Raw genomic sequence first — 12,950 nt, 5'->3', positions numbered from 1 at the left:
GGATTGACGGGGATGTTTCAATGCGGCAAAGGAAAAGGATGATCAAAAACTAAATCATCCTACTGGGAGCCACGACACGGGTCATGGCTCCCACCATCGGACGAGTGGCTCTCGATAACGGATTCCACGGCTCTATTCCAGGAGATTGGGTGGCTCCGCCACCGCAGAATATTCAGCTGTCCCTGAACTCGGGGATATCCTGTACCAGTTGGATAACTGGGATGTAGAAATTCCGGATGTCTGCTTTTTCGGGGAAAGAGCAAAAGAGTTCTTGAAGGCCGTTGCGCGGGGATATATACAGATCCACCTCGATGAGCTTATCGATGAGTATAAAATGTGCAGCATAACGATATACCGGAAGGACACGGTGACTCTTACAGTTGCCGAAGCTAAAAAGCTGATAGCTGTGGCGTACAGAGAAGAAGACCCAGACGAGGAATATGCAAAACTGATTCTTCAAATTTCAGGAGGCAAATCTGGACGGATTACCGCGAAAGATATCAAAGATACTGCCTTGGAGCTGAACGTTAAAGAGTTTCCGTATTATGCGCCCGAAAACATTGAATTTTGATTCCAGAGGTAAAGCACATAAGAAAGACGAGCAGAAGAGAGCGCCAAGAAAATGCAAAAAAGTCTACAGCGCTTTTATGAATAGCACCTGCAGCAAAACCGCTATTGTTGTTCAACGACGAGAGAGCTCAAATCCCAACATCAATAGATGCTTATTATGGGCGGTGCCATCAATGGCTTTCATGGATGATCCGGTTGTGATTTCAGAATCCACTTTTGGTATAGAGGGCTGCTTTATTGAGCCGTTGGAAGCCATTAAGCCGTGCATCCAAAAGACGTATTTTGAGGACGGATTTACCGAATGGCTGAAGAGGGAATATGGGTTCGAGATTACTTATAAGGACGGACTTGTGTTCATATTAGAAAAGTGACGAATTCGATGATTAAAGAGCAGAGTCCAGTAATGGGCTCTGTTTTCGTATCTGCAAAATTTCTGCGGTCGGCAGCGGTTGGTATAATATTAATTGGCTAAGGAAGATTTAAAAATTTGGTGAGGAGATTGATATGTTGAAGAGAGATATCGCGGATCAACTATACAGTAAAGCAATTAAGCGATTTAGAGAGGAAAATCCGGAAAAGGAACTTACCCATCAGCAGTTGGATGCAATATGGTATAGCATATATTGGGTTCTGCGGCATGAAGGAGAAGAAGCTGCCAGAAAATATGTTGAAACGGCAGATTTATATCATTGCACAGAAAAATAGTACATCTAATAAGTTGGCAGAGCCCGGCAATGGGCTCTGTTCTATTATTTCTGCAAAAAACACATGAAGTACATATTTGTTACCATATTGTTAGAAATAATAAAGGAGAGGAGATTTTTTATGTTTATTGAATTCCGAAACGATTATGACAGCAAGGTGTATCTTGTAGACAATAACGATACCAACGAGTCCAGTGTACAGAGGGGCGCATGGATGTGGCTTGATCTTTCAATAACTGACCCTATGCATACTGTACATGAATACGGAGAAGGTAAAAACATGTTCCTGTTTGAGGCCGCCGGCAGATATGCACCCGCTGTTACCGATATCATCCATGCCGACACTGCAGAGGACGCCGAAAAGATCATCCTGAAGAAATACGGGGAACGACTCAAGCGGAAAACTATGATCCGTAAGCAGGGATTAAAAGATGTGGTTGATGAGCGGGGAAAATATTAGGAGGGTAATTTATGTACGGGTATGGCGTTGATCTGTTACCCGCCGCAGACTCGTGACTTTAGTCGTGAGTAAGGCGGGCTTTTCTTGTCCTATCATCCTGCATATGGTACACTATAAACATGGAATCAGATAAGCTATATTCGTCAACATCAAAACTTACATATGGTCGTGGATATGTCTATTCCCTCCAGTACCATATCGTCTGGGTGACCAAGTACAGGAAACCTGTACTTACCGGGGAGATCCGGAACGATGTCATACGGTACCTGAATCAGACACTGGACCGCTTGGACATGAAACCGGCAGCACTGGAAGTCATGCCGGATCACATCCATCTGCCTGTAGACTGCAAGCCGCAGCTCCGGTTATCTGATGCGGTCAAGATCCTCAAGGGCAATACTGCCCGTTGGCTATTCCTGGATCATCCGGAGATCAAGTCCTTCCTCTGGGGCGGACATCTCTGGAACCCGTCGTATTTCGTTGCAACAGTCAGTGACAGGAGTTATGATCAGGTCCGCACATATATAGAAACTCAGAAAACAGGAAAGTGACAAGGCATATGAAGATTTTTACCTCTTACCGGAAAAAGATAAAACATTATAGCCATATCTTTAAGGACACGCTCATGTTCTACCGTTTGGCAGTAGACTTTTTCATATCCGTCTGTTTAAAGGAGTGGGGCCAGGTTTCGCTCTGCAGTTCCGCAAAAGACAAAATGACCTGCGTAGAGCGCCTTACCCATGCAACGAAGAAACGCCCCGTCGTTCAATATGACTTTTCCCAGGCGGATCCTGGGTTTTACAAGTTCCCTTCCTACCTGCGGCGTGCAGCGATCAACGAAGCAGTCGGGAAGGTATCTTCTTACCTGTCAAACCTGAAGAACTGGGAGGAGGATCCTTCCGGGAAGAAGCCTGGTCTGCCAAAAGCCGGGTTCGTATTCCCCTGCATGTACAAAGGCAATATGTATCAGGAATCTTCCGCTTATGAGGCCAGGATCAAGGTGTTTATCCACAATACCTGGGACTGGATCGATATTACTTTCCGCAAATCCGATGTAGATTATATCCTGCATCACTGTCAGGAACGGGAAGAATGTGTCCCTGTCCTTATGCGTAAAGGGAAGGAATGGTTTCTGACATTTTCTTTTGAAGAACAGGCTACGCTAACTTCCATACCTTTCAAAGAGCAGAAAATCCTTGCAGTAGACCTTGGCATCAACAGCGCTTGCGTATGTTCTGCCATGTGTGCAGACGGCACGGTCCTCGGGAAACACTTCTTTTTTCTCCCGGGAGAAAACGACTGCCTCTCACATGCAATCGGGCGTATCAAAAAAGCGCAGCAGCACGGCGCGCGGAAGATACCGCGTCTGTGGGCAAGGGCAAAAGGCATTAATGATGCTATTGCTGTAAAAACAGCACAGTTTATCATAGACATAGCTGTGCTTTATAACGTAGATGTAATTGTATTTGAACATCTGGGCCTGAAAGGAAGGAAGCGGGGTTCTAAGAAACAGCGCCTGCACCTGTGGAAAGCACGGCACACCCAGTCAGTTGTTACAGACAAAGCGCACCGTCTGGGGATGCGTATCAGCCGCATCAATGCCTGGGACACCAGCCGTCTTGCCTTCGATGGCACTGGCCGTGTGCTCAGGGGCACGGAGTCCGCAAAAACCAATGGATCCTATAGTGTCTGCGAATTCCAGAGCGGCAAGGTCTATCACTGCGACCTGAATGCTGCTTATAACATTGGGGCGAGATATTTCATCCGTGAAATCTTAAAATCCTTACCGGAAACGGCAAGGTTGGACATGGAGGCAAAAGTTCCTTCATGCGCTAAGAGAAGTACCTGCACCTTATCCACGTTAATTAGCATACATGCGGCACTGGCGGCTTAGTGCCGACTGTTCGCTGAGTGTATGCCGTATGGTGGAAAGGCTGTCCGATCCCCCTAAAGGGGAACCGCCGGCAGGCGGCATTAGGAAGCACGCGACTTTAGTCGTGTGAGGCTTCACCAGTTGGAAGGGGCAGGGCGTAATGGCCTACCTCCCGCCCGATGTAATAACAGACTACGAATCGTTTTTGGCAGACAATAACCTGGAAAACAACGAAGATGCTTTCCATGATTTTGTGAATAACCACTTAGAAATATATGAAAGTGGATATGTCCTATCCCTTCAGATTGTCGAGATGTCAAAAAGGAGCGTGAGCTCCGGGATCAGCTCAGAAGCATTGTAAGCGCAACCATATGGCGCGAGAAGCACCGTGATCCCAATTTCGTTACTGGACTCTGACATCTTGACATCTCATTATAATTCCCTTCTGCCTTTGACAGGCGGAAGGGAATTTTTGTCTGCAAAAATGTCCATACTTCCAAAAAGTGTATATTACATATAGAAACATCAAACGGAGGATGGACCAATGAAAAAAGAAATAAAGATCTCTACGATGGTAAAAAAGATGGAAAACTATTTGAAAGGGCAGAAATTAATTGAACTGGAGCGGAACGAATTTTGGGACAGTCTAAAGAATGCTGCCAATACCTTTCTCGCAGAGAATGGTATTCCTCTTCATTGCACTTATGGAAATGGAGGAAGCGATCTCGAACTGCGGCTGGAGAATCATGAAATCGTAATAGATATCGATGTAAGGTATAGTTTCACAAAAAAGAAACCGATCGCTGACCGGAAATATACCTTTAAATCATTGGTCAAGGTCGGCCCCTGTTTTGATATGTCCATATCCGAAACGATCGGGCGGAGGGTCTATGGAATTTCCTATAAACTGGAAGAAATTGCATACAATGCTGACAAACTGGGCTACTCCTCAATTGAGGAGATGATGGAAGCTTATGATAAAGCAAAGAAACTCGCGGATGCCATCCATTTTGACAAAATAAGCTATGAATTTATTCCTGAAAAGGAAAAAGAAAAGTTCGCAAAGTTGGAAGCTGAGCGATGCAAATCTAATATGGATCCTGAATAAGAATAGGGAGGTATGACAATACGAAACAGCAGAAGAAGATAGACGCATGGTGATTTTGCCATGTAAGGTTGGAGATACAGTCTGGACTTTTTATGATGACCTGAGCGATATTGTTGACTTCACCGTTGAGAAGATCCAAATTGAGTTTGATGAGAACGGCCGGCCATATCTTCTGATTGATGGGATGGATTTTGAACCAGATTGTATAGGGGAAACGCTGTTTTATGATCCTGAAAAAGCGAAAATTGCATTGAAAGAAAAGGCGAAAGAGGTAGAAAATGATGATATCATATAAGGATATGCGAATTTCCGAATTAGTGGGCGACTTGGAAAAACATTTACAAAGGCAAAATTTGACCTATCGGATCATAAATGACTACTGGGATGGTGTAGAACGTGCGGTGGACGAGTTCCTGAAAAAAAAGCAGCTGCCAATTACCTGCGACTATCCAGATGATGAACATATAACATTTCGAATGTCAGATGGCACCACTTTGGTGGAAACCAAACTATACCATAGACATATAGATGGTGGATATTTATCTGAAACACTCTTTTCGTTCGAGGGATTAGAAAAAGAAGGCGCTTGCTACGAAATGAAGCTATCTGAAGTGATCGACCGGAGAAAGACCGGAATTCCGTACAGACTGGATAAGATTGCCTACCATGCAAAGACACTGGGGTATGCCTCTGTCGATGACATGATGAATGCATACGAGAAAGCACAACAAATTGTTGACGAAATAGGTTGGGATTATCGCGTTTATAATGGTATCATAACCTATGGGGAGAAAGAAGCGTTTGCTATGGCGGACAAAGCAGGTAAGTGAATAAGGGGCGGGTTTATGAAAGAAATGCAGGAATTATATGATATATTTATTGAGACAGATAGAGGCAAAAGAGGTGAAACGAAATGTTTGAGGTAAAAGGTAAGTATGCCACAGCTATTGTATATACAGAACTGGCTGATCAGTCCAGTATAAGTCAGGTTTTGGAACTTTGTAATCAGGAGTTCGTAAAAGGACAGAAAATACGGCTCATGCCGGATATCCATGCAGGTGCCGGCTGCACAATCGGGACAACTATGACGATTGGAGATAAGGTCGTACCAAACCTTGTAGGAGTAGACATCGGCTGTGGAATGGCAGTTGCCATTTTGGAAGAATCAGCCATCGATCTTAAGCAGTTAGACGAAACAATCCATCAGTATGTTCCAGCGGGTTTTTCCATCCGGGAAAAAACACATCCGTTTGTACATGACAGCGAACTCCATAACCTTCGTTGCATGAACCATATCAATCTGGACAGGGCAGAAAAATCAATTGGCACCCTGGGAGGGGGCAATCATTTTATTGAGATTGACCGTGACGTTGAAGGACATCTGTATCTTGTCGTTCATTCTGGGAGCCGTCACCTGGGTGTAGAAATTGCATCCTTTTACCAGCAGCTTGCCTATGAACGTCTGAACAACTGCTCCAAGGCTGAGGTGGATGCTCTTATAAAGCGGTTAAAGACTGAAGGGAAGCGGAGGCAAATTGAGGCAGAAATTAAGAAACTAAAAAATACAAAGCAGACTAATATCCCAAAACAATTAGCATATGTGGAGGGAAGTATGTTTGATGACTACATTCATGATATGAGAATCGCCCAACAATATGCTGTATTAAATCGCCAGGCAATAGTAGATACGATTGAGAAGCAGATGGGACTTCATGTTGTGGATGAGTTTACCACGATCCATAACTACATTGATCTGCAACATTTGATTCTCCGAAAAGGCGCAGTCTCAGCACAGAAGGGCGAGAGGTTGATCATCCCCATTAACATGAGAGACGGCAGCTTGATCTGTATCGGGAAGGGCAACCAGGAATGGAATTGTTCCGCACCACATGGGGCCGGACGTCTGATGAGCCGTTCGGAAGCCAAGTCTTCCTTTACAGTTTCAGCGTTTGAGGAGGAGATGGAAGGCATCTATACAACTTCCGTTGGGCGGGACACATTGGATGAGTGCCCAATGGCATATAAGCCCATCGAATCCATAATAAATAATATCGGGGGAACTGTAGAGGTAAAGAAGATTATACGACCAATTTACAATTTCAAAGCAGGAGGTGCATGAGAAGAAGCATCTTACCAAAGGCTGGCATACTATCTGAGTCAGTCTTTTCTTTTCTTCTTTTTTACATATTAAATGTGAATTCAAAAAAGGAGGAACAAAAAATGGAAAATGGTTATGCAATCGAATTTGGAGGATTTGTAACAGACCGAAAGACCGGAAAAAAAGAGTTGGTTTTTGTTACGCAGTTTTCTGAGCTGCTTTGCAGGGAAAGAACAAAGGAGACAGCAATGAAAAGTAACCAGTATGCAAATACTGATTATGACCTGGCCACCCTGCAGGTCCGGTACCGTAAGGTTGAGGAGTATGTGGGATCATGGAAAGATAATGAAGCCACGGCTTTTAACAGCAGCGCCACCAAGGATAAGCCTGAGTATTGGTATTCTGAAAATTGGACGGAAGACGATATAAAATCTGCCTTAACTGACCTGAACATCAAGTCAACCGAGGAAAATCTGAAAGTTGCAACTGAATATGTAAAGTCAGAAGACTTTCAGGGGCAGTTTGGGATGCTCCCAGAACGGAAAAAGCTTTTACAGGAGAATCTGTCCCGTTACTTTAAAAGAAAAAAGAGAAATGATTTCTACCGGCTTGTGGAAGCTGAATACCGAAAGAGAGGAAATGGCCTGGGTCCAATTCAACTTGAGATGATTCGCAAAAGGGCTGACAAGTGGATAAAATGGTTTGGATTATCTGATGCGGAATCTCTTCTCATCAATAATTTTAAAGAGTTTCATTCCGGATATTATCCAGTGCCGGTTACGTTGGTCGGGAACAAGGAAGAGGTGTTTATCAATCCCATTAACTGTAATGCGACAATTGACTATTCTAAGGCGGTCAACTTTGCCTCTGTTGATTTTGAAGGGGTTAATCATTTAGTCGTAAAACGGTTAGATGATGGACAGTTATGGATCATTCAGGCCGGAGGCTGGACTTATGACCGGGGGCTTTTTATTGACATGTATCATATCAATAAAAAGGAAGACCCGGAAAAAGTCGCAAAAAAAATTGGATTGACTGCAACTGAAGAAGAGCTTATAACAAAGCTTATCAGCAAAGAAAAATTAACTGAAAGCGCCAGGGTTACTTGTCAATGGAATTGTCTGGGGCAGTTCGTTGATCTCGACTATGAGTACGACTACGATAATGAAACCGCATTGAGTTCAAGCTGTATTTTTGCAGAGTGGTACGAAGATGGCACTCCAACGAAGCAATCATGGCATGATGCCCTCTGCATTGGCCAATATGTCGCTGAATTAATGGGAATCCCCCTTAGTATTGATTCTGTAAACAACGATTGATCATAAGCCATAAAATTGAGTCGCTTTTCAGCGGCTCTATTTTTTCGAAACTTTCTCCATATTGTTACTGAACAGAAAAGAGGAGGTAGCTATTATGGTGACGTTGGAAAGTTTAGTTGATTTTACGGAGGAAACAATCGCAGAATATGCCACATCGGCAGATACATGCAACAAGTATCACTGTATTATTCCAAACGATAGCGATGACATTAGTGCGGCTCTTGAGGATACGCTGCACCGCCTTATTGAAGCCGGGGCCGATGACGATGAGATCCGCAGCATCATGTGTGCGGAGAAGATTGATCCGCAAACTGAGGATTCAGATGAAATTATTCAAATCGACCTGGGATATTGCATATGCGGCCAGATGTTGATGTTTCAGAAACTGGAACAGGTGCAGGAGTACCGGAGCTATTGCATGCAGTGGTATGCGGAACACGAGATATGCCTGGAATTGATCTTGCATGAAATCGACCTTAACGAATGCCAAGGCTTGTATGAAAGGATAGGCCAGATCTCGGAAACCATGATAGGGGATAGGCCGAAAGACTTTATTTCATATGTACAAAGCGGTGAAAACAGGAAGAAAATCATCGTAAAGACACCACATGGGAATATCCGTGCCTCTCAGATCCTAGATAATGAATATCCAGGCATTGAACTTTCCCTGGTTACACAAGGATTTGGTGAGCCGGGAGCCATAATGGAATACAGCCCGACCACGGAATGTGTAAACCTGCGTGTGTATGGAATGGAAAATCCAGATGGTGATCCAATCGAAATCTTTGCTATGAGTCATAAGAAGAATGATACAACACCATAATAACCATGAAACAGGCGGCCGTTTGGCTGCCTTTTCTATGGTACGGCATACAAAAAAAGAAGAGAGGAAAAAGGAAGCGCTGCTTCCTTTTTCCTGGTACCAGGAATTAAATGCTGGATGACCTGCGTAAAGCCTGCAGCCCAAAAACGGGCCGTTTTGATTCCTTTGGAAGTCGCTGAAGGGATCCAGACTGCGTTCTGCAGAATACAAGAACGCACTCCCGGTCGAATAATGAACCAGCATGGTTGACCAGATACGCGAACACCCGGTCCTGTTCCCAGGGAGCCTTATATGGGCGTTCTGTAGAAAGGGAATCATATACATCACAAATGCGTATTATTTTAGCGCCGATCGGAATCTCGGAGGCTTTCTTTCCATAATATCCCGTTCCATCTACGTTTTCATGATGGCAGAGTACCATCTCTGCAATTTCATCTGATACTTTCCCCTTGAGCATCTCAAAACCAATTTGTGGGTGCTGCCTGACGATATTCATTTCTTCCATGGTAAGTGTACCCGGCTTGTTCAATATTTCTTCCGGAATCTTTGATTTCCCGATATCATGCAGCAGCGCAGCAAAAATGATTTTACAAACTTCAAATGGCGTCCTTTTTAACTTCAGAGCAAGTACCCCTGCATACTTTGCAGTTCTGATACAATGTTTCTTTGTGTTAGCATCCAGTAATAATTCTGACATGATAAAACTCCTCCTTTTATTCATGATTTCATAGAAAAAGTGGAAAAAGGAGACTGTTTTAATTTATACGTGGGTACAAAATAGACGAACGGGAAGTAAAGAACTACAAGAAAAAAGAAATAATCCATATTCAGTATAAAATTATAGAAAGGATGATTGTTATGGCAACTATTACAAGACACGGAAAAAAGAGGTTGAAACAGAGGGCGGGCTTACATAAGAAAGCTGCTGCCCGGATTGTTGACAGGGCTTATACAGAAGGAATATGCAGGGAAAACACAAAGGGCCGTCTCAGAAAATGGATGGATGGAATATGGAGATATAATAAGAATGCTATTCCGTTACTGTATGGTGAAAAATGCTATATCTTTTCAAAGGAGCAGCGCCTTATAACAATAATTAACATTCCCGCTGATTTGACAAAAGATAAGAAAAAAATGATCCACAGCGGAAATCACGGAAGGAAGGAGGAAACGACAATCTCTCCCATCCTCGTAGAAGACGTCAATTACCCCGTCTGACACGTTAGAGACGGTCAGGTTGGGCTTGCAGGAGATATCCTGTAAGCCCGGTTGATTAGCCTCAGCAGCTTAAGCTGCTACGTTACGCCTGAATATACAGGCACCGGGGGATCCTCCACACGTCCCCCGCTCTGCGGCGCAGAGTTAAACAGTCCTGAGGGTAGGGACAGTGTCCTGTGCATACAAACCAGGCGATAACATTGGCGATGTGGACCACGCGGGTGATGCCCGCGCATTACAGCCGGAAACGGTAGTCTGGAGGAACATAATGACGATCTTCGTAATCAGTAAAGATGGGAGGCCCCTGATGCCGACCGTCCGTGCCGGGAAGGTACGGCACATGCTCAAAGACGGGCGGGCATCCATATACAGGCACCGCCCGTTTACAATTAAGTTGAACTATGAAACGACAGAATATACACAGCCGATTGAGTTCTGCTGTGATACCGGGGACCACCATGTAGGCGTCAGCCTGAAATCGGAGTCCCGGGAATACATGTCAGAAGAATACCGTCCCCTGGCGGACGAAAAGTCCCGGAGGGATGACCGGCGGAAATACCGGTATCAGAGAAGAAACCACCTACGCTACAGAAAACCGCGATTCGATAACCGCATGAACCGGGAAGGGAAGCTTCCTCCATCTGTAGAACATAAGGCAGACGTCAACGTGAAGGCATTCGGGGAAATTGTGGATGTATGCCCTGTCACCAGGGCGGTGTTTGAGGTCGGGGTATTTGATACACAGCTCTTGGCGGCTATTGAAAAAGGGGAAGCGGCACCGGAAGGCACGGACTATCAGCAGGGTCCGAGATATAACTTGGCTACCTTGCGGGAAGCTGTCTTTTTCAGGGACCGGTATACCTGCCGGATCTGCGTCAAAGGAGTAGAGAAAGGCACTGTCCTCCGGGTCCTCCATGCGCTTTACTGGAAGGGCCGACATGGAAACCAACTCGACGAACTGGTCACATGCTGCACGAAGTGCCACACGCCGGCAAACCATAAAGAAGGTGGAACGCTTTATGGCTACACCCCTGAAGTATTTACCAGTTATGCCGGAGCAGCCGTGATGAACCAGATGCGCTGGACGATTTTCCGTGAGGCGAAAGAGCTCACGCCGGGCATCGAGATCCGCGCTGCTTATGGCGCGGAGACAAAGGCGGCACGGCAGTACCTGGGCCTGGGAAGTCCCATGTGAATGACGCCTACTCCATGGGCAAGCTCCATCCTGCCAGCCGGGCGGAAACCCGCACTTTACAAAAAGTACGCAGGAACAACCGGATCCTGGAAAAGTTTTATGATGCCTCTTACATCGACATCCGGGATGGGAAGAAGCGGAAGGGTGCGGAACTCTGCTCCGGGCGTGTGGCAAGGAACCGGGAACTAGACACAGAAAATCTGAGGAAGTACCGTGGGGAGAAGCTGTCAAAAGGCCGCCGGTCCATCCGCTATACCAGGTATAGGCTCCGTCCGGGAGATATCGTCCTGTACCAGGGAAACAAATACACAGTAAAGGGCTGCCAGCACTACGGGCAGTATGTCGCTTTGGATGGGGTGGCAAAAGCCCCCAGAACGGATGCAGTAAAGCTTTATTCTTGCTGTGGCGGCTATAAAGTCATTTAGGAAGGTGGTGTAGGCGGGGCTATATGCCTGGAGATGTATAATAACGTCATTCCCCTCCGTCTGATCCAGTTGGTCAGGCGGAGTACCCTGCCGATTATCATAGAATGCGGAAAATCTTTGATGGGAGCCATCTGTTGTTTTTCAGGAAATCACTGAACGCCTCAATACTGAACCACCTTTTCTTTGCATTAATAATTAAAAATCTCTGATGTCAAGAATTACCATATTATGGTCAAATTAATGATAAGAGGAGGAAAAGACGATGAAGGATAATCATTGCAGCCAGTGTGAAAAGTGGATGTATAATGACCGGATCGAAGAAAAGTATGGGATGGGGACAGGAATCTGTGAGGCAGATAAAGAGCCAAAGGGATGTGACAGGAAAGCGTGCCTTCTTTTCGTTGGCAGGACTGACAAAGCAGGTTCCCCGTCGAATTAATACGGTAAAGAAAAAAGACGGCTTAATGCTGTCTTTTTTCGTAAACCGAAGAATAAATGATGGGGTGCGGAACTGCCAGCAAAAAATACCATATTATGGATACCTGTTAAAATCAACACAGATAGTGGGCTGTCGCCAAGCGGTAAGGCACAGGACTTTGACTCCTGGATCCGTGGGTTCAAATCCCACCAGCCCAGTTATGTATTTGAAAGCTCTGAGATGGAGCGGTTGATTGGGGTGATAAGGGGTTACGAAAGGGGAATAATATGACTTTGAAACTAACAGCAAAGGAGTTCTTAAAACAGGAGTTAGAATTTTTTGTTGATTACAGGCTGGAAAAAGGGAAGCTGCTTTATACGCTATCAGGAGAGAATAAAAAAGAAACACATCAAGTAAATGCACGATTTATGTATTTGTCTCAAAAGGCCGAATTGAACAGAAAGGAAGAAGATGAAATCTGCCTATTGGTTAAAAAAGGCTGGCTGCAGTATGTTAGGCTGTACATGGAAGGGTATACTGCTGCTGCAGCCCGGAAATCCTTCCATTGCCAAGTGGCTGGAAGCTTGTGGGGGAGAAATCCACATGCCGTGTATTTTGATTCGAGGATACAGGATGGGCCGTTTGTTCTTCAATTTTGATAGTGATAAAAGATAGTGATAAAATCAGGTTCTTCTTGACGTTGAAAAATATGAATACTACAATAGGGACATGCAGAAAA

General features: G+C 44.9%; 18 protein-coding genes and 1 tRNA gene. 18 read left to right on the top strand and 1 reads right to left on the bottom strand.

Going from position 1 to position 12,950, the window contains the following annotated elements:
- Positions 1-145: 145 nt before the first annotated feature.
- The 12 genes from LKD70_RS03915 (at position 146) to LKD70_RS03860 (ending at position 8,955) form a co-directional block, all read left to right on the top strand.
- Positions 146-571: a hypothetical protein gene (locus LKD70_RS03915; protein ID WP_227706731.1), complete on the top strand. Its 426-nt coding sequence runs from the start codon at positions 146-148 to the stop codon at positions 569-571.
- A 172-nt stretch (positions 572-743) separates the two neighbouring features.
- The gene (locus LKD70_RS03910) at positions 744-941 is read left to right on the top strand and encodes a hypothetical protein (RefSeq protein ID WP_227706730.1); all 198 of its coding nucleotides are present in this window, start codon (positions 744-746) and stop codon (positions 939-941) included.
- 133 nt (positions 942-1,074) lie between these two features.
- The gene (locus tag LKD70_RS03905) at positions 1,075-1,275 is read left to right on the top strand and encodes a hypothetical protein (RefSeq protein WP_227706729.1); all 201 of its coding nucleotides are present in this window, start codon (positions 1,075-1,077) and stop codon (positions 1,273-1,275) included.
- 120 nt (positions 1,276-1,395) lie between these two features.
- Positions 1,396-1,734, top strand: a complete 339-nt coding sequence (locus tag LKD70_RS03900) for a hypothetical protein (protein ID WP_227706728.1) — start codon at positions 1,396-1,398, stop codon at positions 1,732-1,734.
- Positions 1,735-1,853: 119 nt separating this feature from the next.
- Positions 1,854-2,285: an IS200/IS605 family transposase gene (gene tnpA / locus LKD70_RS03895; protein WP_227706727.1), complete on the top strand. Its 432-nt coding sequence runs from the start codon at positions 1,854-1,856 to the stop codon at positions 2,283-2,285.
- An 8-nt stretch (positions 2,286-2,293) separates the two neighbouring features.
- The gene (locus tag LKD70_RS03890) at positions 2,294-3,628 is read left to right on the top strand and encodes a transposase (protein WP_227706726.1); all 1,335 of its coding nucleotides are present in this window, start codon (positions 2,294-2,296) and stop codon (positions 3,626-3,628) included.
- Between the two features lie 523 nt (positions 3,629-4,151).
- Positions 4,152-4,715: a hypothetical protein gene (locus LKD70_RS03885; RefSeq protein WP_227706725.1), complete on the top strand. Its 564-nt coding sequence runs from the start codon at positions 4,152-4,154 to the stop codon at positions 4,713-4,715.
- A gap of 46 nt (positions 4,716-4,761) precedes the next feature.
- Positions 4,762-5,010 (top strand): hypothetical protein, encoded by a 249-nt coding sequence (locus LKD70_RS03880; protein ID WP_227706724.1) that lies wholly within the window; start codon positions 4,762-4,764, stop codon positions 5,008-5,010.
- Positions 4,994-5,545, top strand: a complete 552-nt coding sequence (locus LKD70_RS03875; RefSeq protein WP_227706723.1) for a hypothetical protein — start codon at positions 4,994-4,996, stop codon at positions 5,543-5,545. Before LKD70_RS03880 ends, LKD70_RS03875 begins: the two co-directional genes overlap by 17 nt.
- 83 nt (positions 5,546-5,628) lie before the next feature.
- On the top strand, positions 5,629-6,834 hold the full coding sequence (locus LKD70_RS03870; RefSeq protein ID WP_227706722.1) for an RtcB family protein: 1,206 nt from the start codon (positions 5,629-5,631) through the stop codon (positions 6,832-6,834).
- A gap of 101 nt (positions 6,835-6,935) precedes the next feature.
- A complete protein-coding gene (locus LKD70_RS03865) occupies positions 6,936-8,132 on the top strand; it encodes a hypothetical protein (protein ID WP_227706721.1) in 1,197 nt (398 codons plus the stop codon).
- Between the two features lie 94 nt (positions 8,133-8,226).
- Positions 8,227-8,955 (top strand): hypothetical protein, encoded by a 729-nt coding sequence (locus LKD70_RS03860; protein ID WP_227706720.1) that lies wholly within the window; start codon positions 8,227-8,229, stop codon positions 8,953-8,955.
- Positions 8,956-9,061: 106 nt separating this feature from the next.
- Here the strand turns inward: LKD70_RS03860 and LKD70_RS03855 are convergent, their stop codons facing one another.
- Positions 9,062-9,652 (bottom strand): HD-GYP domain-containing protein, encoded by a 591-nt coding sequence (locus tag LKD70_RS03855; RefSeq protein ID WP_227706719.1) that lies wholly within the window; start codon positions 9,650-9,652, stop codon positions 9,062-9,064.
- Between the two features lie 161 nt (positions 9,653-9,813).
- Here LKD70_RS03855 and LKD70_RS03850 point away from each other — a divergent pair, with 161 nt between their 5' ends.
- The 6 genes from LKD70_RS03850 (at position 9,814) to LKD70_RS03825 (ending at position 12,870) form a co-directional block, all read left to right on the top strand.
- Complete coding sequence (locus LKD70_RS03850) at positions 9,814-10,173, top strand: hypothetical protein (RefSeq protein ID WP_227706718.1); 360 nt, start codon at positions 9,814-9,816, stop codon at positions 10,171-10,173.
- A 268-nt stretch (positions 10,174-10,441) separates the two neighbouring features.
- Positions 10,442-11,368 (top strand): RNA-guided endonuclease IscB, encoded by a 927-nt coding sequence (gene iscB / locus LKD70_RS03845; protein ID WP_227706717.1) that lies wholly within the window; start codon positions 10,442-10,444, stop codon positions 11,366-11,368.
- Entirely contained in the window at positions 11,365-11,793 is a 429-nt protein-coding gene (locus LKD70_RS03840; RefSeq protein WP_227706716.1) for a hypothetical protein, read from the top strand. The genes iscB and LKD70_RS03840 overlap by 4 nt, the downstream gene beginning before the upstream one ends.
- 262 nt (positions 11,794-12,055) lie before the next feature.
- Entirely contained in the window at positions 12,056-12,232 is a 177-nt protein-coding gene (locus tag LKD70_RS03835; protein ID WP_227706715.1) for a hypothetical protein, read from the top strand.
- A 125-nt stretch (positions 12,233-12,357) separates the two neighbouring features.
- A tRNA-Gln gene (locus LKD70_RS03830) sits at positions 12,358-12,429 on the top strand.
- Between the two features lie 69 nt (positions 12,430-12,498).
- Positions 12,499-12,870, top strand: coding sequence for a hypothetical protein (locus tag LKD70_RS03825; RefSeq protein WP_227706714.1), 372 nt, complete (start codon positions 12,499-12,501; stop codon positions 12,868-12,870).
- Positions 12,871-12,950: the final 80 nt, after the last annotated feature.

This window comes from Ruminococcus turbiniformis (assembly GCF_020687545.1).
Lineage (GTDB): Bacteria > Bacillota > Clostridia > Lachnospirales > Lachnospiraceae > Mediterraneibacter > Mediterraneibacter turbiniformis.
This window is presented reverse-complemented; position numbering and strand designations above follow the sequence as displayed.

What these genes read in the sequence shown, in the direction of transcription:
- LKD70_RS03910 (WP_227706730.1), top strand. Translation starts at nt 744, where the DNA reads ATGGCTTTCATGGATGATCCGGTTGTGATTTCAGAATCCACTTTTGGT.
- LKD70_RS03905 (WP_227706729.1), top strand. Translation starts at nt 1,075, where the DNA reads ATGTTGAAGAGAGATATCGCGGATCAACTATACAGTAAAGCAATTAAG.
- LKD70_RS03900 (WP_227706728.1), top strand. Translation starts at nt 1,396, where the DNA reads ATGTTTATTGAATTCCGAAACGATTATGACAGCAAGGTGTATCTTGTA.
- tnpA (WP_227706727.1), top strand. Translation starts at nt 1,854, where the DNA reads ATGGAATCAGATAAGCTATATTCGTCAACATCAAAACTTACATATGGT.
- LKD70_RS03890 (WP_227706726.1), top strand. Translation starts at nt 2,294, where the DNA reads ATGAAGATTTTTACCTCTTACCGGAAAAAGATAAAACATTATAGCCAT.
- LKD70_RS03885 (WP_227706725.1), top strand. Translation starts at nt 4,152, where the DNA reads ATGAAAAAAGAAATAAAGATCTCTACGATGGTAAAAAAGATGGAAAAC.
- LKD70_RS03880 (WP_227706724.1), top strand. Translation starts at nt 4,762, where the DNA reads ATGGTGATTTTGCCATGTAAGGTTGGAGATACAGTCTGGACTTTTTAT.
- LKD70_RS03875 (WP_227706723.1), top strand. Translation starts at nt 4,994, where the DNA reads ATGATGATATCATATAAGGATATGCGAATTTCCGAATTAGTGGGCGAC.
- LKD70_RS03870 (WP_227706722.1), top strand. Translation starts at nt 5,629, where the DNA reads ATGTTTGAGGTAAAAGGTAAGTATGCCACAGCTATTGTATATACAGAA.
- LKD70_RS03865 (WP_227706721.1), top strand. Translation starts at nt 6,936, where the DNA reads ATGGAAAATGGTTATGCAATCGAATTTGGAGGATTTGTAACAGACCGA.
- LKD70_RS03860 (WP_227706720.1), top strand. Translation starts at nt 8,227, where the DNA reads ATGGTGACGTTGGAAAGTTTAGTTGATTTTACGGAGGAAACAATCGCA.
- LKD70_RS03855 (WP_227706719.1), bottom strand. Translation starts at nt 9,652, where the DNA reads ATGTCAGAATTATTACTGGATGCTAACACAAAGAAACATTGTATCAGA.
- LKD70_RS03850 (WP_227706718.1), top strand. Translation starts at nt 9,814, where the DNA reads ATGGCAACTATTACAAGACACGGAAAAAAGAGGTTGAAACAGAGGGCG.
- iscB (WP_227706717.1), top strand. Translation starts at nt 10,442, where the DNA reads ATGACGATCTTCGTAATCAGTAAAGATGGGAGGCCCCTGATGCCGACC.
- LKD70_RS03835 (WP_227706715.1), top strand. Translation starts at nt 12,056, where the DNA reads ATGAAGGATAATCATTGCAGCCAGTGTGAAAAGTGGATGTATAATGAC.
- LKD70_RS03825 (WP_227706714.1), top strand. Translation starts at nt 12,499, where the DNA reads ATGACTTTGAAACTAACAGCAAAGGAGTTCTTAAAACAGGAGTTAGAA.